Source organism: Shewanella sp. A22 (assembly GCF_053850585.1).
Genome location: NZ_JBSQBN010000023.1, coordinates 1 through 24,316, shown reverse-complemented (window position 1 = coordinate 24,316; position 24,316 = coordinate 1). Strand labels below are relative to the sequence as shown.

The window sequence follows — 24,316 nt, the reverse complement described above, 5'->3', positions numbered from 1 at the left end:
ATAATTGAAATACTAACAAGATCAGCCTCACAGAAAATAGAGTCCAACAAATATAAGGTTTATTTTACTTTATTAATTAATTTTTTTAACTATCAACTTTAGCGACTCAACAGGCCAAAACCTATGAGTAAAAACTAACACCCAACATCATTAATATAATTAGGTATAAATAAGATGATCCCAGAAATTGGACATTTTCTGATAATAATAGCCACAAGCCTTTCATTATTATTGGCCACCATTCCATTATTAGGGTTATATAAAAAAAACCGATATTTAATCAGCTATTACCGTCCATTAAGTAATATGATGTTATTAGCTTTCTCGGCTGCAGTTACCTGCCTAACCCTTAGTTTTATTTTTAATGACTTCTCTGTTGCTTATGTGGCAAACCACTCTAATACTCAACTGGCCACCTTCTATAAAATTGCCGCTGTTTGGGGAAGCCATGAAGGATCAATGCTTTTTTGGGTCAGTGCTATTGCATTTTGGACGGCCTTAATCGCCAATAGAAAGACAGAGAATAATGAGGCTTTTTTTGTCCGTATCATATCGGTATTAGCCTTGGTCATTTTGGGGTTTAGTTTATTTATCATTTTTACATCAAACCCCTTTGTGAGGCTTTTACCTGACTTTCCAATTGAAGGCAGAGACTTAAATCCGATATTACAAAACATCGGTTTAATTATTCACCCGCCGCTGTTGTTCCTCGGTTATGTCGGCTTAACGGTTTGCTTTGCAAGTTCAGTTTCTGCTTTGCTCGGAAAACAATTCACCCAACAACAAGCACAATATATGCGCCCTTGGGCCATTATGGCATGGGTGTTTCTAACCGGTGGCAATGCATTTGGTTCTTGGTGGGCTTATAACGAACTTGGCTGGGGGGGGTGGTGGTTTTGGGATCCTGTAGAAAATGCTTCATTTATTCCATGGCTGGTGTCAACCGCTTTAGTACATTCAGTAACCGTGACTCAACGCTTAGGACAATGTAAAAGATTCACGTTATTCTTAGCGATATTGGCTTTTTCACTTAGCTTACTTGGCACCTTTATCGTTCGTTCTGGCGTTGTACAATCCGTACATGCTTTTGCTGCTGATCCTACCCGTGGTATGTCAATTCTCTTTCTGCTTGTGGTGTTATCGGGGGGAGCGTTAGCGTTATTTGCTAGCCGTAGTGCTTATATTACTGCAACAGACAGCTTCAATCCCTTTTCCAAAAACACACTTATATTACTTGGTAATCTATTGTTAGTGGTAGCCGGACTGTCGGTGCTACTAGGCAGCTACTATCCAATTATTTATAACGTCATAACTCACAACACAATCTCAGTCGGGACACCTTATTTCAACAGTATTTTTGTGCCCATTATTTTCATGCTGAGTTTCCTAATGGGATTAGCACCTTTAATAAGTTGGCAACAAGAAAAATTACCCAGCCTAAAACGTCCACTGATTTTACTATTGGTTTGTGTTGCATTAGTGATACTTATCAGCATCAATTCAGAGCGTACTAATGCATGGTTTTGCTTTGGATTACTGGCCACAATATGGATTATGGCTTGTACTTGCCTCGCGCTTTATCAACACCTTAAAAGCAAAACAAAAAACACTCAATCATACCGCTTTTTTGGCATGTGCTTAGCGCACTTTGGCATTGCAATAGCAATTCTTGCGGGTACTGTTGTCTCTCATTTTGAACAAGAAGAAGTCCTAAGTATGGGGCCTGGCCAAGGCAGGGCGTTGGCTGGATATATCTTTGTATTTGAGCAAACCCAGCAGATATCGACAACAAGCTTTGATGCTCTACAAGCCAATATCCGTATTATGGATTTAAACGAAAAAACCGTGGGTTATGTTTATCCTCAACGTCAAACTTTTAAAACGAATGGTATGCAAACCACTGCCGCTAGCGTTTACTCTACGCCGTTTCAAGATTTATATGTATCAATGGGTGCCAAGTTAAATGAGACTGAATACTTAATCCGTATCAGCTATAAACCGATGGTGAGTTGGCTTTGGATTGGTGCAATATTAATGATGTTTGGTGGTATTTTTATCGTATTAACAAGCCACCATCGACAACTCTCCACATCGTTAAATACCGCACCATCGACTTTCACTTTACAGGACCCCATCTCATGAATTTAAGAGTCATGATGATAACAATATTACTGTGTGTGTTCATTCCGTCAGTACTTGCTAATACCGCAATGTATAACCCAGAAGAAAAGCGAAAATTGGGTTTTGAAATTGCCCAAGAACTTCGCTGCCCTTCTTCTGATAACCGCAGTCTTTTTGATTCACAAACACAAATTGCAAATGAGTTGAAAGGCCATATTTTTAAACAATTAGATGAAGGTCAATCTAAACAGCAAATCATTGACTTTATGGTGGCTCGCTTTGGTGAAAGGATCCGTTACAACCCAAGCATCAATAGCGGCACATTAGCGTTATGGCTTATACCTTTTATGTTAATTATGCTATCCATTGTCGGCGGTATTTGCTGGGTAATGACACAACACAAACGGCAATCAGCTAACAAACACTCTGAAATAGACGAGAAAAATTATGAATAAATTGCTTTCTTTAACACTGTTAATCCTTACCGCCAGTATTCATTTAAATACGTCTGCGTCAGCGGTGGATGTTAGAGTATATAAAACTGGTGATCCTATAGAAAAACCGTTGATAATGTCGCGCTTTGTTGAACTGCATCATGCTAGAAAAATTGCTGATATACACTTTATGGATCAACAGAGAAATAAAGTAGATTTGCAGCAATATCACGGCAAATTAGTCATGGTAAATTTGTGGGCAACATGGTGCGCCCCCTGCGCTAAAGAAATACCAGCTATGCAGGAGATACAGCAACGCAATAAAGATAAAGATTTTGTCCTTTTACCCATATCTATCGATGAAGATACCAATGCAATTGCCCCTTTCTTTAAAGAACACGGTATTACAGGTTATGAGACATGGCTAGACCCTGAAAAAAACATCGACTACATCATGCCTGCAGATTTAATTCCCGCCAGCTTCATTTTGGATGGGAAGGGTAATCTGGTTGGTTTTGTTCGGGGTTATATTGATTGGACCGACGAGGGTATACAGCCTTTTTTAGACGGACTTATTGTTAAGTATGCCAAACGGTAATTGTATCGCTCGAGACCATGTTCAGCGAGGGTTCAATTCCAACAGTGCTAGAGTTATGTCATATTAATAACGGCGATCGAAGGTCGCCGTTATGCTTGTAGAACCCGCCTTTATTCATTACCATTATCACCAGTTTTCCATTTCCTAGGCTTATTTTTTAATGAAGTTATCTGTTTTAAACCAAACGATTTTTAATCACTTATATCGCGACATTTTTGAGTTTCGCAGCACCTTTGATTTACCGGTTAACGACAGTGCTAGCCTAGACAGCAAAGCTGATACATTACACACCTCTTTAATTATTGAAGAAATGACCGAGTTGGCAGAAGCGGACTCTCGTATTGAGCAAGCAGATGCCATCGTAGACTCAGTGTATGTATTAATGGGCCGTTTAGTACACCTAGGCGCTTCTCAAGTGAGCGATCGCATCGAGATAAGCTATCTTATCGATTTACTATTAAACGTGGCTAAAAACCGCAAAATCGACTTCATAAAATGTTGGGATGAAGTCCACTCAAGTAATATGAGTAAAGTGTGCCGTAATCAACAAGAGTTAGATGAAACCATCGCCCATTATGCTAAACAAGGTGTTGAGATAGTCGGTAGCACTAAAGGTGAGTTTATTATTGCTAAGTGCGCTAAAGATGTCGATATGGCCGGTAAGGTAGTTCGCCAAGGTAAAGTATTAAAATCTGTTTACTATCGCCCTGCGGACTTAACCACATTAGTGCGAGATTAATGTAACTAAAGTCAATTACCCCAAAATGCGCTAATGACTTAACAGCGCATTTTTTTATGGGTATTTCTGGCTACGCAGCTTCGCGTGCTTTCTCTATATCAAGCGCCTCAATTACCCCCTGTGGATTATCCACACTCAAATGTACCGTTTTCATTGGTTCAGGTAATTGCCCCATCCCACCATGATAAATGGTAGCCTTAGTCAGCGTGATGGTCATATTACTATGACCTCGCCCAATCGCGAGGGTTTCAGCTTGATCTTTAGCAAATGCTGTGGGTTCATGGCTAACAACACAATCAATATCGGCGACATCTATGACCATAAACCCCCACAGAGAATTATTAATTACCAAGTTATTCCTAATTAAATACATAGAGTAATGACGCGAAATCCGATGATTAGCAACGATAGACATTAATGAGTAGGTAATAATGCTCGCACCAATAATGGCAATCCATTCACTCCAAGGCATGATTAATACGTAACTAATATAGGCTGCGAAAATACAACCAAAAATCATAAAGCACACATGCCACCTTTTAGCACTAACAAGGTTTATATTGGCGATAACTTGTGGATGTTTGCGTGAAAACCATGGGATAGAGTAAAACCAGTTAGTCGCTTCGCTGGCCAAAATAAGCGCGACGGTTAAGCTTTTCTCCTCACCATCTCGATAGGTTTCAACTGCACCCACTCGAGGGTCGCCGGTGAGCTTTCTTACCTTCAGTAATCCTCGCACAACACTCACAATCAAATACAGCTCTATAATCAACAATATTGCAATAATGGGATAACGTAACCATGCAACAAACTCAAAATAATGCGCGATATCTGCAGGAAAACTAAATCGTGCCACTAAGCTACTTAAACTGAAAATAACAATGATTTTCCACAACTTTTGCTCACCAATTTTGATAACGCAATACCAATACAAAAGCGGTAACAAGACAAAATATGCGGCCGAAATAATGCCTAAAGATAACGCCTCAGCATCGGTAGTCAACGACAGAGGCGTCAGTTTCACACCCATAATAAAACAACACAACATCAACGCCAAAAAGACTAATCGATACTTAACCTTGGCTCTCATCTAATACTTATCCTTGTAAATGTTATTCATTATATCAATACGATTGGGACATAATCTTGAAGATACAAAATGTTAACATATCAGAAAAAATGAGTGTCACGGCAATTAATGGGGGCAAAAGTGTTATTAAATATTGCTGTGAATAGGTATCACGATAGATTGCGTTTGAACAACCACGTCAACCGATGAGTGCAGCAGTTGGGAAAGCCATTGAATGATCGGCCTCGGGGATGACCAGTAACTTAAGTACTAAATCACCAGATTGCACCGAGTAACCCGCCTAGCGAATTGCCCACAAAGGTGTTTTGTTGGGTATCGACCCGATAGTTTTTTCAACGAAGGGCATAACAACCTGACTGATATACGCAACGTGTCGCCTGGCCTCGCCAGTGGGTAGTTTCCAACTCGCATCGTGACTTGGGGTATAGTCGCGGATCCGACTCGCCGAACCTTTGCTAGGCCTCTGATAGCCTATGGCGACTAAAATGGCTTGCTGCATCATGTTACTGTTCATTGGGAATCGCGTCGCACCAGACACAACTTGCAAGCTATACATGGAGTCGGTCATATAGATTACAGGGTAACGATGGTTACTATTGTGGCGGTAATCTTTAGGCAGTTTGATCATCACTTGATAATGGCGATCGCCATCTTTAAGCACAAATTGGCGGGTACGAGGAATATTGACTACTGCAGCGGTGGAATGCTCATCGACAGCGTTGCTTGTTAAGTCAGCCAGTACAGCATCATTGCTAGCTGACGCACTGGCTAGAGATAACCCACAACACATTATCGCACCGATTAACCTATAAATTGTTTTCATGCATCCCTGCCCTGTGGTAATAAACCACAAATGTTAAATCATATAATCCAGTGATAGCGCAATAAACAGTATCATCCCAGCCCAATTATTATTTAAAAAAGCGGTAAAACAAGATGCTCGTTCACGGCCGTAAATTAACTTTTGCTGGTATATAGCAAACGCAACAAAACCAATCATACCTAAACCATAAATGACACCACGTTCAGCCACCTGCCCCGCCATAAAAAAACACCCTAGTGCTGCAAGCTGGAATAAACCAATAATCTGCCTGTCATAGCGACCAAATAAAATAGCGGTCGATTTAATACCCACTTTGAGATCATCATCGCGATCTACCATGGCATACATGGTATCGTAGGCTACCGTCCAACACCAATTGGCCATAAACAACCACCATGCTTCAGCGGGCACCTCACCAAGCTGTGCAGCATAAGCCATGGGGATTGACCAACTCCAAACAATACCTAAGAACATTTGCGGCATGTTCGTTACCCGTTTCATAAACGGGTACATCACGGTCAAGACAATTCCCACAACCGACATTTTAACGACTAGTGGGTTAAGCAATAACACTAAACTAAAAGCTGCAAGCCCTAATAGTACGAATAGACTCAATGCCTCTTTAACCGACACCTCACCAGACACCAACGGCCGCATACTTGTGCGCTCAACATGAGCATCTAATTTACGGTCGGCAAAGTCATTAATAATGCAACCATTTGCACGCATAATCACCACGCCCACAATAAATATCAGCAACACTTTTGTATCAGGCAACCCTTGGGCCGCTAACACCAACGCCATTAAACATGGCCATAATAAAAGTAAGGTACCAATGGGTCTATCAATCCGCATTAATCTTGCATATGCACACAACTTTTCTTGCAATGACATTGGTGTCGCATCTCCATGATTTAACTGGTGGAACAGATTAACAACGCTCTAATTTTGCTAGCGATACCAACAGCCATTTACTGCCAAAATCGTGAAAATTAACTTGTACACGTCCTTTCTCTCCTGAGCCTTCAAAGCTAGTCACAACACCTTCACCAAACTTAAAATGTTTCACTTTAGAACCTACTTTATGTCCCGTGTCATTAAAACCATGCGGTTTCTTAGTGGCAACCGCCGCTGCAGCACGAGCGGGGAAACGTTGACTAATTGACGGTGTTACCTGTGCACGGATCCTAATTTGTTCAACGAACTTTTCTGGGATCTCGTTAATAAAACGAGATGGACTGGCATAATCTTCACGACCATAAATACGGCGAGACTCAGCATAACTGATGTATAATTTCTGCATTGCACGAGTCATACCGACATAACATAAACGGCGTTCTTCGTCTAAACGATCGCCTTCATCCAATGCCATCTTGCTCGGGAATAATCCTTCTTCAACGCCCGCCATAAACACCATTGGAAACTCAAGTCCTTTAGCCGAATGCAAGGTCATTAATTGCACTGCATCAGTAAAGGCATCTGCTTGCCCTTCGCCAGCTTCTAATGCTGCATGGGACAAAAAGGCATTAAGCTCACCCATGTCTTCAAGCTCTTCGGGCATTTCAAAACTGCGTGCTGCTGTAACCAGCTCATTTAAGTTTTCAATTCGCGCTTGGGCTTTTTCGCCTTTTTCAGCCTCGTACATGGTACGCAAGCCTGAACGCTCAATCACACTATCGGCCATTCGATACAACAACATATCGGCCGTATCTGTCCGCATCGAAATAATCAGTTCCATAAAGCCATTGATGGCATTAGCCGCACGGCCAGCCAGTACTTTTTCTTCGATTAACTTGACGCAGGCTTGCCAAAGCGTCAGTTGATGCTGTCTGGCGGTTGAGCGCACAATATCCAAAGTACGGTCGCCAATACCACGGGCAGGAGTGTTCACTACACGCTCAAATGCGGCATCATCATCTTTATTATTGATAAGGCGCATATAACCCATTGCGTCTTTAATTTCTTGACGCTCGAAGAAACGCAAACCACCGTAAATACGATACGCTAACCCTTTGTGCAAAAAGGCTTCTTCTAATACTCGCGATTGCGCATTTGAACGATACAAAATAGCGCATTCACTCAAACTACCGCCTTTTTCATGCCAATCACTAATGCGGCCAACAATAAACTTGGCTTCGTCCATCTCGTTAAAGGCACAGTAAACAGAAATCGGCTCACCATCTTTATCTTCGGTCCACAACTCTTTACCCAAACGCTCTGGGTTATTGGCTATCACGGCATTAGATGCATTCAAAATATTGGCAGTTGAACGGTAATTTTGTTCCAAACGAATTGTGGTTGCACCAGAAAAATCTTTTAAGAAACGGTGTAAGTTTTCTATTTGCGCACCACGCCAACCGTAAATAGATTGATCGTCATCACCCACAATCATCACATTGGCGGTATTGCCCGCTAACACACGGATCCACGCATATTGAATCGCGTTAGTATCTTGAAACTCGTCAACCAAAATGTGACGAAAACGCTCTTGATAATGCGCGAGTAAATGCGGTTTATTGAGCCATAACTCATGTGCACGTAGTAGAATTTCAGCAAAATCGACCAACCCAGCACGATCACAAGACTCTTGATAGATTTTATAAATATTCAGTAAGTTTTGCTCAATAGGAAAACTGCCCGCATCAATGTGCTTAGGGCGAAGACCTTGATCTTTTTTACCATTAATATAGCCCTGCGCTTGACGAGGAGGGTACTGTTTTTCGTCTAAGTTAAGGCTTTTAAGGATACGCTTGAGTAACCGTAATTGGTCGTCAGAATCAATAATCTGGAAACTTTGTGGCAAGTTGGCGTCTTGGTAATGGGTACGTAATAACCGATGAGCTAAACCATGGAAAGTACCAATCCACATCCGCCCCATATTAGTGCCTACAACCTTTTCGACCCGCTCACGCATTTCGGCGGCGGCTTTATTGGTAAAGGTTACGGCTAAAATTGAATAAGGACTTTGTTGTTCTACTTGCATTAACCACGCAATACGATGGGTTAATACGCGAGTTTTACCGCTGCCGGCTCCCGCTAACACCAACATATTTGAAAGTGGCGCGCCGACGGCCTCACGCTGCTTGTCGTTTAGGCCATCTAATAATGATGATACGTCCATTCTTCCTCCCAGAAATCTGCGAGGCATTATATATCAAATAGCGAAGGTCTGTTTACCTTTCGTGGGCCAAAGCGAGTCTCAATAACCAAGTTTATGTCTTAATCTAACGGTTATACCCAGCAATTGACACCACGGAGAATAACAAAAGTAAAACACAATGAACGGATCATTTTGCTAGGTTTAAGTTTCATTTGAGTCTTCGTTTTGATGAACGCATGACCAGATACTAAATGCGATTGATATCATGTTGAAAATGGATAAAACAAATTGAAATATTGTCGCGGCCTAGTAAGCCGTAAATTGACAAAGGAGTACACGAAAATTACTATACAACAAGATTAGTTACTTAGGTTGTCATATTGAATATCAAAGATTTAGAGCTGTTTATGGCTGTCGCAAAGTTAGGTAGCTTCTCTAAAGCGGCTCAATCGCTTGATACTCGCCGAGCATTGGTGAGCCGCCGTATCGCCGATTTAGAAAAACAACTCGGTGCACCACTATTTACCCGAACAACCAGAGCGATGACATTAACCACTTCTGGGCAGCGTTATTTAGCTCAAATTACCCCACTGGTTAGCCAATTAAATCATGCGGGAGAGGTGTTTAAACATCGTCATGATGATGTACAAGGTAAGCTTAGAATTGGCTTACAACCCTTTGTAGACAAACTAATGGATAAGCACATCGCTAATTTTATTCACGCCTATCCTCAAGTGCAGTTAGAAGTGTTTATTGTGCCAGGTCAAGTTCAAGATATTAAACGCTTAAACATAGATTGTATGCTCAATGCTGGTGAAGTGGGTAAAGGTAATATATGCGCTGAAAAACTCATGACATTTGAACGAAAAATGTATGCCAGTAGCCTTTACCTTGAAAAAACGTCGTTAATCGAAACAATTGATGATTTACATTTCCACTCACTGCTGGGGTATCGCTCTGCAGATGGGGTGTTAGAAGACAAATGGGTATTTCAACATGCCGAAATCAGTGCAAACCATAAAGTCATTTGCAGTGATTACAACTCCTTGTATCACTTTTGCTTAGGCGGTGCAGGCATCACTTTATTGCCACAAGTCATTGCTGTTGCTGCCGTTGAGAGCCAACAATTAATCAATGTGTTACCCGAACTCAGTGCAGGCTTTAAAGATATTAATCTCCTCTATCCAGCAGATGCGCCCTTATCCGCTGTCGCAAAAGTGTTTGTCGAATACCTTACTCAAACTGTCAAATAGCATACTAAAGCGTAAAAAAATAGGCCAGCAATACTGACCCATTTTGCTAACCTCAATTTGAGTAAAATGGCGTTCAGCGAACCAAGATTTCACTGACCCCACCCAAGTTGAGGTTACTTACACTGCAAGTTTATTTCTTATCTTCTTTTAAACCAATGCTGTCCATCCAGTATTCAAAATTGACCAGATTACCAGGTAATACAATACGACTGTCTTTCTTACTTAAGCCATCAAGCTGTTTCATGTATTGTTCACCTAACTGCATACGCAATGCGCTTTGCCCGCCTTCAGATGAAATAACAACGGCTAAACGCTCTATTGACTCAGATGTGGCTTTGGCTAAAGTTAGAATCTCTTGCGCCTTACCTTCGGCCTCATTAATTCGGCGCTGCATTTCACCTTCTGAGCGATTGATGGTTTCAGCCATTACACCTTCAGAACGGTTAATTTTACTTTGCTTATCACCTTCACTTTTTGCCAGTAATGCCCTACGTTCACGCTCAGCATTCACCTGCATTTCCATCGCATTTTTGACGGTTTCTGGCGGAGTGATATTTTTAATTTCGTAACGATGAACCCGTATACCCCACATCGAACCCGCTTCATCGAGCACCTCAACCACTTTGGCTGAAATTAAATCACGCTCTTCAAAAGTACGGTCAAGATCTAGTGTGCCGATAACCGAACGAGTAGTCGTTTGTGCCAACTGAATTGCCGCATAACGGTAGTCAGTAATGCCATAACTGGCTTTAACGGGATCGGTTACCGAAATATAGATAACACCATCAACTTCCACATTCACCTCATCACTTGAGAAACACTCTTGCGGTGGCACATCTATTGTTTCTTCTTTCAAGTCATGAATATAAGCCACTTTATCGATAAAAGGGATTAATGCATGAAAACCTGCATCCAAGGTGCTGTGATATTTGCCTAAACGTTCAACGATATAGGCAGATTTAGTCGGAACCAGACGAATAGACTGAAATAATTTAAGTACAAAAATGGCAAAAATTGCCCCCCAAATCACCATAACAATAAAATCGGTATCAATTCCGTTAATCGACATTAGCGTGCTCCTTTGGCTGATGAGTTGGTTACGGCATGAGTCACTTGTTCCATACCTTCAAAAAAGCCTTCTAGTTTTGCCATTTCAGCAGGCACCACAGAAACTTGAGACTCAGATAAAATCTTACCAACTTGACCAATAAACTGCTCTTTAAGCAACATATTCATCGCGTCATTACCACCATTAATCGTCAATGCTTTACAAATCATTTCCATGCCTTCAGCTTTGGCATTAGCAACAATGGAAATCTCTTGCCCAGTACCAACCGCCTCATTAATACGCTTTTGTTTTTGTCCTTCAGATAAATTAATCGCTTCTTGACGCTCACCTTGTGACATATTAATCATCGCGGCTTTTTCCGCATTGGCTAAGGTAATTTCTGCACGTTTACGACGCTCGGCTTCCATTTGTTTTTCTAAGGTGTGAATAACATTGCGCGATGGCGTAATATTTTTAATTTCGTAACGTAACACCTTAATACCCCAAGGATCAGAGGCTTTATCAATTTCACGTACGATAGACTCATTCAAACTGTCACGCTCAGAAAATGTTTGCGATAAGGTTAACTTACCAATTTCAGAACGCATTGTTGTTTGAGCAAGGTTAACAGCAGCACGGCGATAATTTTCAATCCCATAACTGGCTAACTTACCATCCATCACTTTTAAATAAACTAAACCATCAACTTCGAGTTGGGTATTATCTTTTGAAATACAACTTTGCGGCGGTACATCGAGCACCTCTTCACGAGTGTCATGCCGATAAGCAACACGGTCAACAAAAGGAACAAGAAAATGAAAACCCGGCTGGAGCACTGTACGGAATTTACCTAAACGTTCAATAACATGCACTTCACGCATTGGTACAATCAACATAAGTTTGAACAAAATAAACATTACAAATAAAAAAACGATTGTTAACACAAACATATCTACTCCCTTTTACCTTGACATTCCTGATAATGCTTAGCAGCGATAACCACTAAGCCATTGAATTTGCTAAGCAAATATTAATAAACACGGGTTATATTCAATCAATGATAGGTTCAACAACAAACGCAATATTATCCCGACAAATAATCCTGACCTTGGTGCCCTCTTCTATCACAGTACCATCGCCTAACGCTGTCCAGTCGGAACCCAGACAGCTAATTCTCCCGGTCTGTTGTCCTGGCCCAATGGCTTGTTTTACGATGGCGACTTGATTATAAAGATCAACTTCTTCATCGGTATTATCTACATGGGAATCACCACCAACTAGGCGCTGGGTCACATGGCGAAAGCTCAGTAATAGCACCATTGACACCATAAACCATAATGTCAGACTTTGTACTAGCCCATCAATAATGCCAACGGCCAGTGCTGAAGCAACAAGAACACATGCTGCGCCAAGTAAAATAACAATACCACCTGGAATAATAATTTCCGATATCATCAGTAACAGTCCAATGACTAGCCAGATGGTAATAGGATTTGAAAGCTCCATATTCTCCCCCATAAATGAGAATGACCTTAAATTCACTATAACAGCTTTATCGATTAATGCGACATATTATGTCACTTATCATCATACACAATACGTAAACGAATAAATACTCGATAATACTAAAATATCAATTAGTTAGTATTCTGAGTCTTACCACATTGCCATTGTTAATAGCGATAAAATCAGATATTTCTGTGAACAAAACGCTGAAATCTGCTGTGCCACCATTGTTTTTATTGTACTACGTCTCATTTTTGAATATATTGCGCCCCATTGTGCACGATCGGGAATAATAAGTGCGAAAGTATCATCCCAGTGAGCGTAAAATTTACAATACACTTGTCATTATGACGTCATAGCCAACTTCACCAACCGGAAGAAAAATGAAAAAAATCTGCCTTTTAGCCACACTTGTCCTTTCACCAAACGTTTTTGCTGACGATTTAGTTCAATGGTGGGATGTTAGCGCGACTGTCCTGCATGGCGAAAACTATGACTTAGCGCCCTCAGAAAGACAAACAACCATCACCCTTGAAACAGCAGGTGGCTGGAAATACGGCGATTGGTTTATGTTTCAAGATTTTATCAACTTTAATGGTAACAATAATGGTGTTGATAGCACGACTTATGGCGAAATATCACCTCGGTTTAGTGCGAGTAAAATATTGGGGCAACCCGTTAGCTTTGGGGCAATAAAAGACGTCTCTTTAGCCTTCACCTACGAAGAGGGCGAAGGCCCAGTTAAAAGCATGCTTTATGGTATCGGCCTCGACTTTGACGTGCCATTATTTAGTTATTTACAACTGAACACTTACCGTCGTGATGCAATAAGCAGCGGTAACATCAGCGATGGTTGGCAGTTTACCCCAGTGTTTAGAATTGACATGCCTGTGGGCAATGCCAATATTGTTATCGATGGCTTTATCGATTGGGTATTCTCTGCTGATAACAACGGCTATGATGAAAACTTACACTTTAACCCACAAATTAAATACGATTTGGGCAAGAGCTTGTTTGGCGATCACAAACAAAACAAATTGTTAGTGGGTTTTGAATATGACTATTGGCAAAGTAAATACGGTGTGGCGGGTATCGACCAAAACACTTACTCAATCATTGCACAATATCACTTTTAATCGACACGGCTATTCATTCAAATTAGCTAACAAAAAAGGTGCCTAAGCACCTTTTTTAATGATTATATTTCAATACAACCACTTATAATAACGCGATTGTTAACATGTTAATTTACGCTAGCAATTTTTTCGCTGCTGCAACAACAATAGACACTGCATTTACTTCAGTTTTCTTCATTGTCGCTTCATCAGGAATTTCTTGCTCTGTACGGTTAACAATAACGCCAGCCACACACGCAGCACGCCAACCTTGAGTCGCACACATTGTAAATAACGTAGCCGATTCCATTTCATAGTTCAGAACGCCCATTGACTGCCACTCTTTCATAGAGCCAACATAACGCTGAGTAATGCGACCAGAAACAGTATCGTAACGCTCTTGACCTGGATAGAAGGTATCTGAAGACGCGGTAATACCGATATGAGGCTCTAGCCCCGCATCACGACAAGCTGCAACCATAGCGGTAGTACAATCAAAATCTGCTGCGGCTGGGAACTCAAGCGGAGCAAAATGTAAGCTGGCACCGTCTAAACGTACAGATGCATTAGTCACAATAACATCACCAACATTGACATGTGGCTGAATTGAACCTGTCGTTCCTACGCGTAAGAACGTTCTTACACCAAGTTGAGCTAACTCTTCAACCGCAATAGAAGTTGATGGTCCACCAATACCCGTTGAACAAACAACAACGGGTTTACTGTCAATATAAGCTAAATAGATAGTGTATTCACGATGGCTAGCTAAGAACGTAGCATTATCCATTAACTCTGCAATACGCTTAACACGCTCTGGATCACCAGGAACGATTGCCAAGGTAGCGCCGTCTAACATTTTTTTAGTCAATCCTAAGTGAAATACATCGGACATTATGAAAACCCCTTTCAGTTTTGAATATTAAATTCTTATAACCCAGACTTTAACCTAGTCTTTAGGGGGATAAGGTTAACTTGATCACATATAAATTCATAATAGTTAATATTCTTTCGTTAAATTATTACTAATACATGTCCAAATCCCGCCAAATACATGTGTTTTAGCATAGTTTAAGGTCAATAAAAACAACAAACTATTTATCTAAATCAAAAATGGTTAACGTGATTTACATCAAATTAACTATCCAAGAATGTCCCTTCGTAAATGACTAGAAAGCAAAAAGGACGCTAAGCGTCCTTTTGTAACTCGATGAGCACTTAACCTCAATTCAGGTTAAGAGGTGATATGAGTAAGCTAAAATAACAACTGTGGCCGATTCCATATCAAAAAATGTGATTTAGTTTACTAACAAGGCACATTCTCTGATCACTCGCAGCGCCCATTGCAAGCCAATACCATTAGCGAAGCAATAACCGTTTACCGAGCCGAGCAATATTACAGGTAGTAATCTTTCAATGGTGGAAAACCATTAAAACATACCGCTGAATATGTTGTAGTATAAGCACCTGCCGTTAACCAATACATGCGATCGCCAATGGCCAAATCTACCGGTAAACCATAACTGTAATGCTCATACATAATGTCAGCACTGTCACATGTTGGGCCAGCAATAACGCATTTATCTAACTCACCTGTACGTTTAGTATAGATAGGAAACTTAATTGCTTCGTCCATGGTTTCGATTAAACCAGAGAACTTACCCACATCGGTAAATACCCAACGCTCTAATGCTGTGTGTGACTTGCGTGAAATCAATACGACTTCTGATACAAGTACACCTGCATTTGAAAGCAATGAACGACCAGGCTCTAAAATAATTTCGGGTAATTCGTCACCAAAATCTTCTTCTAAGAAATGTTTAATCTGTTGTGCATAAACACCTAGCTCATTGGTTCTATCCATATAGTTGGCGGGAAAACCACCACCTAAATTAATCATTTTAAGAACAATACCGTGCTCTTCTTTTAAACGGTCATAAATACTTTTTACTTTACCAATAGCAGAATCCCAAGCACCAATATCACGCTGTTGTGAACCCACATGGAACGAAATACCATGGGGTTGTAAACCTAACTCTTTGGCTAATACTAATAAGTCGTAAGCCATTTCATTTTGGCAACCAAACTTACGCGACAAAGGCCAATCAGCAGTATGTGTCCCCTCAGTTAAAATACGCACATACACTTTTGCACCTGGTGCTTCTTCGGCAAGCATTCGTAAATCGGCTTCAGAGTCTGAGGCGAACATACGTACGCCTTGCTGGTAGAAAGAGCGAACATCTACACGCTTTTTAATCGTATTACCGTAACTGACACGGTCAGTCGACACACCAATGGATGTCACCATTTCAAGTTCGTAAATTGATGCAATATCAAAGTTTGAACCTTTGTCACGCAGCAAGGTTAACACTTCTTTAGCCGGATTTGCCTTTACCGCATAATATACATTTGCAAAAGGAAAATTCTTAACCATGTCATCGTATTGTTTTGCAATAATTTGGGTGTCAATAACAACAAATGGCGTTGGCTTATCTTTAGCAAATGCCTCAATGCGGTCAAACGTATCCTTGTCATAATAGTCTGCTACATCAATCGATTGAAATTGGCTCATTAGGCCGGTGCCTCCAGTTAGTAGGGTAATAAAAATGCGTTTATACGTTTAAAAAAAGCATGCGCAGTAAACGATATTTTTCACTAATACGCAACGAATTTTTATGCAAAAAGTATACTTTTTTATTCCTAAAAAAATATCAAGAATGTTGAACTCTCAATCCAATATATCCGTCACCATTTTAATGTGTTTTTCTTTATCGAAAGTATAGACATTAGTAAGAAAAAAGCGCGCTAATTTAACAAGATTTAGTCTAAAGAGATATTAACTCAAGAGGCTGATTTCCCTCTCAGTGTGAAAAGTTGTTATCATCCAAGCCGATAACAATTCAAACGCGTTAATGAGGAACAAAGAATGAACGAGCCCAGTTTAGAGCAAGAACTCCAGCAACTGCAGAATGTCTATAACGTCATCACTGAGTTTGTTATCCAATATAGCTTTCAAATCGCTGGGGCGATTATTATATTTTTATTGGGGCTTTGGGTTGCCAATAAAACCGCCAATATTGTGGCTGTTCAACTTAAAAAACATAATATTGATATCACCTTAAGTAACTTTGCGACTAACTTAGTTAAAATCATCATTATTGTAATGGTCGCAATAATCTGTTTAGGTAAGCTGGGGATCAGTGTAACCCCTATGGTAGCAGCCATTGGCGCAGCTTCACTCGGTGCAGGTTTAGCATTACAAGGTATGCTTTCTAACTATGCTGCTGGCATCACCATTATTGTCACTCGACCTTTTGTGGTGGGTAATACGATTGAAATTAAAGATGTTAGCGGTGTTGTTGAAGTCATTAAACTCGGCCAAACCATTCTCACTAATGAAGAAGGTGAGCAAATTAGCATACCCAATAAGCATATTGTTGGGGAAATTCTACATAACTCATTCGCTTATAAACTGGTTGAGAGCAAATTTAATATTGATTATCAAACAGATGCCGACCATGTAATCCAACTCGTTAATGAAGTACTGTCTAGCGCACCGGCCATTTATCAAGACAAAAAACCATTAGTAGGCATCAATGGATTTAACCCCATTGGTATAGAGATAGGCGTACGTTACTGGGTACCAACAACACGCTATTTTGAGGAGAAATATCAAACCAATTTAGCTATTATTAAAGCACTTAACACAGCCAAAATCGTTATCCCTTGCCCAGTAAAAGAAATTCATTTACAGCACTAATATTTGTAACGCTAATAATCCAATCCTAACGATTCTGTCCACCATAGCTCAGCCGCGTATGGTGAACAGAACATAAAACAACAATAAAACAAGTTGCACAAACAAATTGGTATAACGAGCTAAAGGCGTGACGATGTCATACGGCTAATCCACAAAAAATATCATCACGCCGCCACAATCTAGCCATAAACAAACGCAGCTATTATTTCAAACTGATTGCATAATCAATAATGCTGCTTCGATATAATGCCAATAACTCGGCATCTTTCACCGCGACAGCAACCTTTTGTAATGCTTTATCCGACCAATCATCATGGGGGTAAATGCGGCTATCACATTTTTGAATGGTCATTCCTTGCGCAGGACCATCAGTAACGACTCGAATAGGCCCTTCCCTAAGAGTGAACAAAGCAGGATTAATCACATAAGCAATAGCAGAGGGATCATGTACATGGCAGGCCTCTAAGCCCACTTTTTCGCTGTAAAATCTCAAATAAAAACGACTAATATCCCAAATAAATTTCCCAACCTCACCAGCGTCATCACGCAGTTGATCAAGATACTCGCGGGTGAAGAAGCTTTGTTCAGTCACATCTAAACCAATCACAACGACATGCCATGAGGCTGTTAACACGATGTCAGCTGCATGGGGATCATCATGGATATTCGCTTCAGCAAATGGGGTCACATTACCATGATGATTATTTTCGCCAAATGCGCCACCCATGATAACGACCTTTTTAACAAGATTAACAATGGTGGGATCTGCCTGAAGCGCTAGCGCAAGGTTCGTTAGCGGACCAATGGCAACTAAGGTTATTTCATCAGGCTCAGCCTTTACGGCATCGATTATGTATTGATATGCAGGCCTACGATCAGCTTGGCCTTCGACCTTTGCTGGCACATTTACATCACCAAATCCACCTTCACCGTGCACTGCGACTGTTGGCCCCACAGGAGGACGAACTAACGGTTGGCTCGCTCCTGTGACAATATCGGCCTGCAATTTATATTTCTGTTTAAGATACAGGGCGTTATGAGTTGCATTTTCGATTGTCACATTGCCATAGACAGTCGTGATAGCCTTTAGCTCAATATCTGGATGCGCTTGGGCAAACAGAATCGCAAATACATCATCAATACCGGGATCTGTGTCTAAAATAATTTTGGTTGTCATGGGATTACTATCCTGCTCAATTGAAGGTGAGTCAATTCATTGCAATATTTATAGAATATTCCACGACTATACAAAAAAAATGATGATGTAAGTGTGATAAGTCGTCAAACTTCTCTCTGTAAGTGAGCATATTAATACACTTAAATGGGTGCGTGCTATGACGCATGCACCCATTATCGTTGGCCAAAATTAAGAAAGTGACGTATTTGTAGAGCAAATATCATACTCACCTATAACTCAGTCGAATGGTCACTTCGGGCAGTAAATCAAATTAAATCAAACAGAGGCTGAAAATAATCAACAGCAAAGCAAAATAATTCATTCACCCAATCATTTTTATATACCCCATTAATTACAACAGCCAACAAAAGTAAAGCTTACTTGACAATCTAATTGATACATCATAACCTAAAGTCAAGTTTGTTTTACATTATGACGGATAATCACGACTTTTGGAGTATTAAACATGTCACCTCAGGCGCACAATAAAGATTGGAGAACAACCAATACACATAATACTGCTCGCTTAGCTAAGTGGACCTTAGCATGGGTGATCACGATGGCCATCGCTAACTTTGGGCCACAATTGATTTGGCAACAAGATGTCATCACGATCACGGCAATTGCCAGCAACTTCATAATTGGTATCGGAATGATTCTGGCCAATAGGCGTCAACTACTTGGACTCGATGAACTGCAGCAAAAAATTCAATTAAATGCGATGGGGCTCAGTCTGGGAGTGGGATTAATTGTTGGCTTGAGCTATTCAAATTTAGACACAACAAACTTGATAACGGGTCATGCTGAAATCTCGCATGTAGTGATTATCATGGGACTAACCTATTTAGTCGGGATAATATTAGGACATAGGAAGTACCAATGAAGAATCGATTAAAAGTACTCAGAGCGGAGCATGGGCTCACCCAAGCACAATTAGCTGACTTACTTGCTGTGTCTAGACAGACTGTCAATGCAATTGAAACCGGTAAGTTTGATCCCAGTTTAACATTGGCCTTTAAAGCCGCACGATTATTTAAATTACCAATCGAATGTATCTTTGAAGACGAGCCATAAAAAACATAACGGTTACTGAGCGAGTCGATTAATTCAACTGATGTTTATTGAATTATAAGCCTCGTTGCCACTCTTGTCGCAACGGGATTATACCGTTTAATCCCTGTTCAACTTGGGCTATCAAAGCGAACTTATCTTTACCCAGCACCCCCTTTAGCACGAGGTAATTTGAGGCGTGATCAGAACGAAAAATAGTTTTATTCAAGTCAAGGTGGCTCAATAACGTGTGCATTTCTGCCAGTAAACCCGTTTGGTCTGGCAATAAAAACTCACCATCAAATGCACTATCCATTCGCGCAGTACCCAGGGGTAAGGTTACCACCAGTGTAGATAAATAATCGGGTTGAGCAGCATTCATTAATTCCGCAGATGCGATCGCATGTTGACGCGATAATGCTACCCCACCCAAGCCAATGAGAATCATCACAGAGGACTTTATACCAGCTTGGCTAATTTTGTTTAGCGCAGCTAAAGATGAGGCATACGTTTCGCCTTTTTTAATCCGATCTAATACTTCATCATCCCCACTTTCACAGCCAATATACAAAATGGATAAACCCATCTGTCGCAATTGCGTCAATTGCTCGACCGTTTTATTGGTTAGATTGCGCGGTAAACAATAGCTACTAATCCGAGTCACATGGGGCAGATACGTATTAATTAATTCGCAAATAGCTTTTAAACGATTAAAGGGTAACGTCATAGCATCGCCATCAGCCAAAAAAACACGACTAAATGGATAAGAATTGAAGCAGCCTAGGTCTGGTTAATTTCTTACGAAGCACTTCCCTCCCCGCATAGTTATGCGCAATAAGATGAAATGTGCTTTACCTAAATCAATTCCTATAACACGAGAGTTAGACATGATGATCACCTCTTCTTGTATGACCATATTAAAGTTTGATAAAAAATTAAGGTTGTCATGAGTGGTAACAACGCAATAGTTTGATAATTTATCTGAGGACGAATGTCATTTCTTGATAATAAAGTTTGATCATTTTCAAGCTCACTTTTGGACTGAAACTTTTTAGAAAAAAGGCTCTAAAGGTAGGTCTTGGGATTAATAGATGTATGGAATTCAAGTAACGTTTACACTGACCCCACTAAATTACGTCGTAGAATGAAGATTGTCCGTCACGGCGCTATGCTCAAAGGTCATGTGGTTAACACTAATAGCCAATACAACTTACCTGCCACGGAGTTAAATCTAAAAAATATTTCAGCAAGAAAAAAACTACGCGAGCAATATCAAGATCCTATCGTGCAGCGCAACATTGATTTAGACATGGCACTACTGGATTGTTATGCAAAGGAACTCGCACAGGTTGAATGGTTCATCGAAAAACAAGCCAAAAACCATAACCCCGTCTATTTAGAACTACTGAAAACAGTACCAGGTATTGGTAAGATTTTGTCACTGACAATCCTCTATGAAATCGGTGATATCAGTCGATTTGAGTCAGTACAAAAGTTTGCTTCATACTCTCGATTGGTCAAATGCAAAGCAGAATCAGCGGGTAAAACCTATGGCACCAATGGCAATAAAATCGGTAATGCTCATTTGAAATGGACATTCTCAGAAGCAGCGGTGCTGTACCTACGTGGTAATGACAAAGCACGTAACTACCTTAATCGATTACAAAAACGAATGAGTAAAGCAAAAGCGTTGTCTGCACTGGCACATAAGCTTGGCCGCTGCGTCTATTTCATGCTGAAGAACAAAACGGTGTTTGATGAACAACGATTCTTAAAAGGATAAGTCGCGCAATAAGGTGAGCTGAACGTCTAGCTAGATACTCTTAAAAAGAGAAGCGAGCATGAACGTGAATGATGTGGCTAATGAAGCAATGACTTCTCACCATCATCACTATGCAAAATGCTATTTAAGCTACATTGCCTGCTGTTGATTTTACAAAGAATGACACCTTATTGGAGCGCATTAATAAATGCAATCAACAAAGTCGTTTACACCCTAAATGAGCCTGAAACTAACTGTGCAAAAAGCACCTCTGACTTGAATAGTGCCATCTTAGGGTTAACCGATAAATGTCTCGGCTTTGGCCTCCTGCGTCGCTCTACCTCCTAAATCCATTTAGTCGTAGTGCCCCTGATATTTCAACGGATTGAAAAGAGTCAGGCAGCGATAAGATCGCACTAAGAGAGCCTCTATATGTGTTTGCTGTAAACGATGATTTGACAGCTAAATGACAGACGAAGTAGATGAATTTGTTGATTGATTTTAATTTGACTGCAAAAGCAGTCAAATAAGTTAGGCTCGCCTATTGACTGGTGGAAGACTCATATGTGTTAGCTAACTTTAATTCTGAATCTTGACTTTATTAATCTGATTGCCACTACTATCAGTCATCACTATAATATTATCACCTTGCGATAAAAAGACTGACTTGTGGTCGTTGTTAGATGAAATTAGCACTCTATCCAAGGGAACTTCATCTTTATAGTTAAATTTAAAAACGTCAACCATACAAGGGTACGAATTTTTACAATCATTTGCACTTACGTTGTAATTAACTCGGCCTAATGAAGCCCACTTTGGGCGTCCATTAAAATAACTTGTCCTTGGCCAAAAAATTGAAATATCCCATTTATTCGAATCAGAACTCCAAACTTCGTTACCTTTTACAAATATAAATGGTTCTTGCAATTCGACGTTTTTAACAGCTCTAGAATACGTAGGATGTTCATACTTAGTATTACTTCGTTCTATACGTGTAGTTTGATCGATGGTCAGAGTTTCTAAACCTGTGTACTTTTTAAGTTTACTTGCTAGCCATTTTTCCTCATTTATATGAGAGTAACCAACATGGATAATGATTTTTGCGTCGGGGTCTTTATCAAAGACTTTCTCTTTGAGGGTTAATGCAGAATTAGTTTCCCGCTCATCAATTGTATTAAGTTTACTTGGCTTATGTTGGTCATATGAAACAATTTCAAATCCAACTGCTTTTGCTGAAAGCACTAAATTTGCGTATAGGGCTTCACGTGTATAATAGCCAACTTGCTTAGTTATAAAGCCTCTATCAATTTGCATAGTAGCGGAGCTACTTAATGCTTCAGCGGCAAAGTAGCGATAGCCTTGTTTCCATAACCCCTTTAGTAGGCGGTAAGTTAAAACTCTGTGTTGTGCAATATCATGGGCTTCATTGACCATAACGATTTGATGTGTTTTAGCCCGTTCCAAAATTTCGACTACAGCACTTTTTGCATTATAGTTAGCTAAATCTTCAACACTAGAGCTTTCTATTTCAGCAGTTTTATCTCTAGTAATTAAGGCATTACTATGTGAACCCGCAAAAGAATACTCAACACTAAGCCCTTGCATAATAATATCTAAAGCGATGGGATTGTTAGAAAAATCTTTGGCAAAGCCTTCAGTGAATGAGATTTTCTCAACTAAAGTTTTATCTTTCGTTTGTTCTTGTATTTGGTTGCCGATTTTTACTGCCTGTAAAAGAAATTGTTCGTGATCATGTTCTTCAGAGAAAGCGGGACTAGAAGCAAGTAGGCAAAATAGTATTATTTTTTTCAAGTTAAATCCTTTTATTCGAAATTTAATGCTCAACGGTATGGCAAGTTAGCTAACGCTTAAAACAAAGGTTATTTATAGCATTAAGCGTAGCGAATATAAATAATCCTTTGATTTTACTTGCTATCTGGCTGCCAGAGCGTTAGCTCGCTTTGGCGGCGAATCAAAGAAAATACGGAAATAAACGGCACTGGCGGGATATTCGTAGCCTTAAGCTAATCGCTAGGTCTGATTGTGAAGAACCACGCACTCTTCCAACAGCCTAGCGATTAGCTTAAGGGCATAGAAATGAGTATAGTCCCGTCAAGTTCATTTATTAGATTTCATGGTGATAAAAACAACCTTACTTATGCTGTTTAAATATAAGAGCTATCCACTTAGCGCCACCAGTGTCAATATGTAGTAATGAAAACTTCATCGTATTTATTAAAAGCTGGCGTTGATTACCCTACAAGTTGGGACGAGTTTGTAGATTGGTTTCATGATGAACAATCTTGCATCAGCTACCTTTACGCACTTCGTTGGCCAAACGGATTCATTTGTCCAAGCTGTTCAAGCCATCAATCACCTTATCAGTTAAGTAATGGCAAGTTAAAATGTCATGCTTGTCGTTCTCAGTGTTCAGTAACATCAAGTACACTTTTTGACAAAACAAGAACCCCCATGAAAAGTTGGTTTGCTGCGGTCTGGTTTATTACAAATCAAAAAAATGGTGTCAGCGCTCTTGGAGTTCAAAGGCTATTAGGTCTTGGGAGTTATCAAACCGCTTGGTCATTAATGCACAAGTTAAGACATGCCATGGTTGATCCTGAAAGGGATAAGTTATCCGGTATCGTAGAGGTTGACGAAACACTAATAGGTGGCGTCGTTCCCAAATCATCTATTAAAAATCAACAGGGTAAGCGTAAGGCTGTAGTTTTGGTTGCTGTTGAGC

The 24,316-nt window shown here is 40.2% G+C and carries 21 protein-coding genes and 2 pseudogenes; 11 read left to right on the top strand and 12 right to left on the bottom strand.

Going from position 1 to position 24,316, the window contains the following annotated elements; all coding sequences use genetic code 11:
* The first annotated feature begins 174 nt into the window (after positions 1 to 174).
* The 4 genes from ACWXWT_RS06370 (at position 175) to ACWXWT_RS06355 (ending at position 3,892) form a co-directional block, all read left to right on the top strand.
* Positions 175 to 2,142 (top strand): heme lyase CcmF/NrfE family subunit, encoded by a 1,968-nt coding sequence (locus ACWXWT_RS06370; protein WP_456040779.1) that lies wholly within the window; start codon positions 175 to 177, stop codon positions 2,140 to 2,142.
* Positions 2,139 to 2,576, top strand: a complete 438-nt coding sequence (locus tag ACWXWT_RS06365; RefSeq protein ID WP_456040778.1) for a cytochrome c-type biogenesis protein — start codon at positions 2,139 to 2,141, stop codon at positions 2,574 to 2,576. Before ACWXWT_RS06370 ends, ACWXWT_RS06365 begins: the two co-directional genes overlap by 4 nt.
* Positions 2,569 to 3,153, top strand: coding sequence for a TlpA family protein disulfide reductase (locus tag ACWXWT_RS06360; RefSeq protein WP_456040777.1), 585 nt, complete (start codon positions 2,569 to 2,571; stop codon positions 3,151 to 3,153). The genes ACWXWT_RS06365 and ACWXWT_RS06360 overlap by 8 nt, the downstream gene beginning before the upstream one ends.
* Positions 3,154 to 3,313: 160 nt before the next feature.
* Positions 3,314 to 3,892: a nucleoside triphosphate pyrophosphohydrolase family protein gene (locus ACWXWT_RS06355; RefSeq protein WP_456040776.1), complete on the top strand. Its 579-nt coding sequence runs from the start codon at positions 3,314 to 3,316 to the stop codon at positions 3,890 to 3,892.
* Positions 3,893 to 3,962: 70 nt separating this feature from the next.
* Here the strand turns inward: ACWXWT_RS06355 and ACWXWT_RS06350 are convergent, their stop codons facing one another.
* The 4 genes from ACWXWT_RS06350 to uvrD form a co-directional block, all read right to left on the bottom strand.
* Positions 3,963 to 4,982 carry a hypothetical protein gene (locus ACWXWT_RS06350; protein WP_456040775.1) on the bottom strand — a complete coding sequence of 340 codons (1,020 nt, stop codon included), beginning with the start codon at positions 4,980 to 4,982 and terminating at the stop codon, positions 3,963 to 3,965.
* 280 nt (positions 4,983 to 5,262) lie between these two features.
* Positions 5,263 to 5,805, bottom strand: a complete 543-nt coding sequence (locus ACWXWT_RS06345; RefSeq protein WP_456040774.1) for an alpha/beta hydrolase-fold protein — start codon at positions 5,803 to 5,805, stop codon at positions 5,263 to 5,265.
* A 33-nt stretch (positions 5,806 to 5,838) separates the two neighbouring features.
* Positions 5,839 to 6,699 (bottom strand): 4-hydroxybenzoate octaprenyltransferase, encoded by an 861-nt coding sequence (gene ubiA / locus ACWXWT_RS06340; RefSeq protein ID WP_456040773.1) that lies wholly within the window; start codon positions 6,697 to 6,699, stop codon positions 5,839 to 5,841.
* A gap of 37 nt (positions 6,700 to 6,736) precedes the next feature.
* Entirely contained in the window at positions 6,737 to 8,926 is a 2,190-nt protein-coding gene (uvrD, locus tag ACWXWT_RS06335) for a DNA helicase II (RefSeq protein WP_456040772.1), read from the bottom strand.
* A 359-nt stretch (positions 8,927 to 9,285) separates the two neighbouring features.
* Between uvrD and ACWXWT_RS06330 the strand changes: the two genes are divergently transcribed.
* Entirely contained in the window at positions 9,286 to 10,158 is an 873-nt protein-coding gene (locus tag ACWXWT_RS06330; RefSeq protein WP_456040771.1) for a LysR family transcriptional regulator, read from the top strand.
* Positions 10,159 to 10,288: 130 nt separating this feature from the next.
* On the opposite strand, the gene ACWXWT_RS06325 is transcribed toward ACWXWT_RS06330, so the two are convergent.
* The 3 genes from ACWXWT_RS06325 to ACWXWT_RS06315 form a co-directional block, all read right to left on the bottom strand.
* The gene (locus ACWXWT_RS06325; RefSeq protein WP_456040770.1) at positions 10,289 to 11,227 is read right to left on the bottom strand and encodes an SPFH domain-containing protein; all 939 of its coding nucleotides are present in this window, start codon (positions 11,225 to 11,227) and stop codon (positions 10,289 to 10,291) included.
* The gene (locus tag ACWXWT_RS06320) at positions 11,227 to 12,156 is read right to left on the bottom strand and encodes an SPFH domain-containing protein (RefSeq protein ID WP_456040769.1); all 930 of its coding nucleotides are present in this window, start codon (positions 12,154 to 12,156) and stop codon (positions 11,227 to 11,229) included. The genes ACWXWT_RS06325 and ACWXWT_RS06320 overlap by 1 nt, the downstream gene beginning before the upstream one ends.
* A gap of 100 nt (positions 12,157 to 12,256) precedes the next feature.
* The gene (locus tag ACWXWT_RS06315; RefSeq protein ID WP_456040768.1) at positions 12,257 to 12,712 is read right to left on the bottom strand and encodes an NfeD family protein; all 456 of its coding nucleotides are present in this window, start codon (positions 12,710 to 12,712) and stop codon (positions 12,257 to 12,259) included.
* Positions 12,713 to 13,095: 383 nt separating this feature from the next.
* Between ACWXWT_RS06315 and ACWXWT_RS06310 the strand changes: the two genes are divergently transcribed.
* Positions 13,096 to 13,848, top strand: a complete 753-nt coding sequence (locus ACWXWT_RS06310; protein ID WP_456040767.1) for an outer membrane protein OmpK — start codon at positions 13,096 to 13,098, stop codon at positions 13,846 to 13,848.
* Positions 13,849 to 13,960: 112 nt separating this feature from the next.
* Here the strand turns inward: ACWXWT_RS06310 and udp are convergent, their stop codons facing one another.
* On the bottom strand, positions 13,961 to 14,719 hold the full coding sequence (gene udp, locus ACWXWT_RS06305; RefSeq protein WP_456040766.1) for a uridine phosphorylase: 759 nt from the start codon (positions 14,717 to 14,719) through the stop codon (positions 13,961 to 13,963).
* 501 nt (positions 14,720 to 15,220) lie between these two features.
* Positions 15,221 to 16,396 (bottom strand): type III PLP-dependent enzyme, encoded by a 1,176-nt coding sequence (locus ACWXWT_RS06300; protein WP_456040765.1) that lies wholly within the window; start codon positions 16,394 to 16,396, stop codon positions 15,221 to 15,223.
* A gap of 354 nt (positions 16,397 to 16,750) precedes the next feature.
* On the opposite strand from ACWXWT_RS06300, the gene ACWXWT_RS06295 reads away from it, so the two are divergent.
* A complete protein-coding gene (locus tag ACWXWT_RS06295; protein WP_456040764.1) occupies positions 16,751 to 17,584 on the top strand; it encodes a mechanosensitive ion channel family protein in 834 nt (277 codons plus the stop codon).
* A gap of 202 nt (positions 17,585 to 17,786) precedes the next feature.
* Here ACWXWT_RS06295 and ACWXWT_RS06290 read toward each other — a convergent pair whose 3' ends face one another.
* Complete coding sequence (locus tag ACWXWT_RS06290) at positions 17,787 to 18,761, bottom strand: nucleoside hydrolase (protein WP_456040763.1); 975 nt, start codon at positions 18,759 to 18,761, stop codon at positions 17,787 to 17,789.
* A 466-nt stretch (positions 18,762 to 19,227) separates the two neighbouring features.
* Between ACWXWT_RS06290 and ACWXWT_RS06285 the strand changes: the two genes are divergently transcribed.
* On the top strand, positions 19,228 to 19,644 hold the full coding sequence (locus ACWXWT_RS06285; protein ID WP_456040762.1) for a hypothetical protein: 417 nt from the start codon (positions 19,228 to 19,230) through the stop codon (positions 19,642 to 19,644).
* Positions 19,641 to 19,835, top strand: coding sequence for a helix-turn-helix transcriptional regulator (locus tag ACWXWT_RS06280; protein WP_456040761.1), 195 nt, complete (start codon positions 19,641 to 19,643; stop codon positions 19,833 to 19,835). Before ACWXWT_RS06285 ends, ACWXWT_RS06280 begins: the two co-directional genes overlap by 4 nt.
* 52 nt (positions 19,836 to 19,887) lie before the next feature.
* Here ACWXWT_RS06280 and ACWXWT_RS06275 read toward each other — a convergent pair.
* Positions 19,888 to 20,574: pseudogene (locus tag ACWXWT_RS06275) on the bottom strand (radical SAM protein); the annotation flags it as partial.
* 369 nt (positions 20,575 to 20,943) lie between these two features.
* On the opposite strand from ACWXWT_RS06275, the pseudogene ACWXWT_RS06270 reads away from it, so the two are divergent.
* Positions 20,944 to 21,594 (top strand): annotated as a pseudogene (locus ACWXWT_RS06270) (IS110-like element ISShfr7 family transposase); the annotation flags it as partial.
* A 558-nt stretch (positions 21,595 to 22,152) separates the two neighbouring features.
* On the opposite strand, the gene ACWXWT_RS06265 reads toward ACWXWT_RS06270, so the two are convergent.
* Positions 22,153 to 23,385: a hypothetical protein gene (locus tag ACWXWT_RS06265; protein ID WP_456040760.1), complete on the bottom strand. Its 1,233-nt coding sequence runs from the start codon at positions 23,383 to 23,385 to the stop codon at positions 22,153 to 22,155.
* A gap of 402 nt (positions 23,386 to 23,787) precedes the next feature.
* Between ACWXWT_RS06265 and ACWXWT_RS06260 the strand changes: the two genes are divergently transcribed.
* Positions 23,788 to 24,316 (top strand): IS1595 family transposase (locus ACWXWT_RS06260; RefSeq protein WP_456040759.1); only part of this gene is annotated, 529 nt, incomplete at its 3' end.

Excerpts from the sequence above, each read along its gene's own strand:
- ACWXWT_RS06370 (WP_456040779.1), top strand. The coding sequence starts at position 175 with ATGATCCCAGAAATTGGACATTTTCTGATAATAATAGCCACAAGCCTT.
- ACWXWT_RS06365 (WP_456040778.1), top strand. The coding sequence starts at position 2,139 with ATGAATTTAAGAGTCATGATGATAACAATATTACTGTGTGTGTTCATT.
- ACWXWT_RS06360 (WP_456040777.1), top strand. The coding sequence starts at position 2,569 with ATGAATAAATTGCTTTCTTTAACACTGTTAATCCTTACCGCCAGTATT.
- ACWXWT_RS06355 (WP_456040776.1), top strand. The coding sequence starts at position 3,314 with ATGAAGTTATCTGTTTTAAACCAAACGATTTTTAATCACTTATATCGC.
- ACWXWT_RS06350 (WP_456040775.1), bottom strand. The coding sequence starts at position 4,982 with ATGAGAGCCAAGGTTAAGTATCGATTAGTCTTTTTGGCGTTGATGTTG.
- ACWXWT_RS06345 (WP_456040774.1), bottom strand. The coding sequence starts at position 5,805 with ATGAAAACAATTTATAGGTTAATCGGTGCGATAATGTGTTGTGGGTTA.
- ubiA (WP_456040773.1), bottom strand. The coding sequence starts at position 6,699 with ATGTCATTGCAAGAAAAGTTGTGTGCATATGCAAGATTAATGCGGATT.
- uvrD (WP_456040772.1), bottom strand. The coding sequence starts at position 8,926 with ATGGACGTATCATCATTATTAGATGGCCTAAACGACAAGCAGCGTGAG.
- ACWXWT_RS06325 (WP_456040770.1), bottom strand. The coding sequence starts at position 11,227 with ATGTCGATTAACGGAATTGATACCGATTTTATTGTTATGGTGATTTGG.
- ACWXWT_RS06320 (WP_456040769.1), bottom strand. The coding sequence starts at position 12,156 with ATGTTTGTGTTAACAATCGTTTTTTTATTTGTAATGTTTATTTTGTTC.
- ACWXWT_RS06315 (WP_456040768.1), bottom strand. The coding sequence starts at position 12,712 with ATGGAGCTTTCAAATCCTATTACCATCTGGCTAGTCATTGGACTGTTA.
- ACWXWT_RS06310 (WP_456040767.1), top strand. The coding sequence starts at position 13,096 with ATGAAAAAAATCTGCCTTTTAGCCACACTTGTCCTTTCACCAAACGTT.
- udp (WP_456040766.1), bottom strand. The coding sequence starts at position 14,719 with ATGTCCGATGTATTTCACTTAGGATTGACTAAAAAAATGTTAGACGGC.
- ACWXWT_RS06300 (WP_456040765.1), bottom strand. The coding sequence starts at position 16,396 with ATGAGCCAATTTCAATCGATTGATGTAGCAGACTATTATGACAAGGAT.
- ACWXWT_RS06295 (WP_456040764.1), top strand. The coding sequence starts at position 16,751 with ATGAACGAGCCCAGTTTAGAGCAAGAACTCCAGCAACTGCAGAATGTC.
- ACWXWT_RS06290 (WP_456040763.1), bottom strand. The coding sequence starts at position 18,761 with ATGACAACCAAAATTATTTTAGACACAGATCCCGGTATTGATGATGTA.
- ACWXWT_RS06285 (WP_456040762.1), top strand. The coding sequence starts at position 19,228 with ATGTCACCTCAGGCGCACAATAAAGATTGGAGAACAACCAATACACAT.
- ACWXWT_RS06280 (WP_456040761.1), top strand. The coding sequence starts at position 19,641 with ATGAAGAATCGATTAAAAGTACTCAGAGCGGAGCATGGGCTCACCCAA.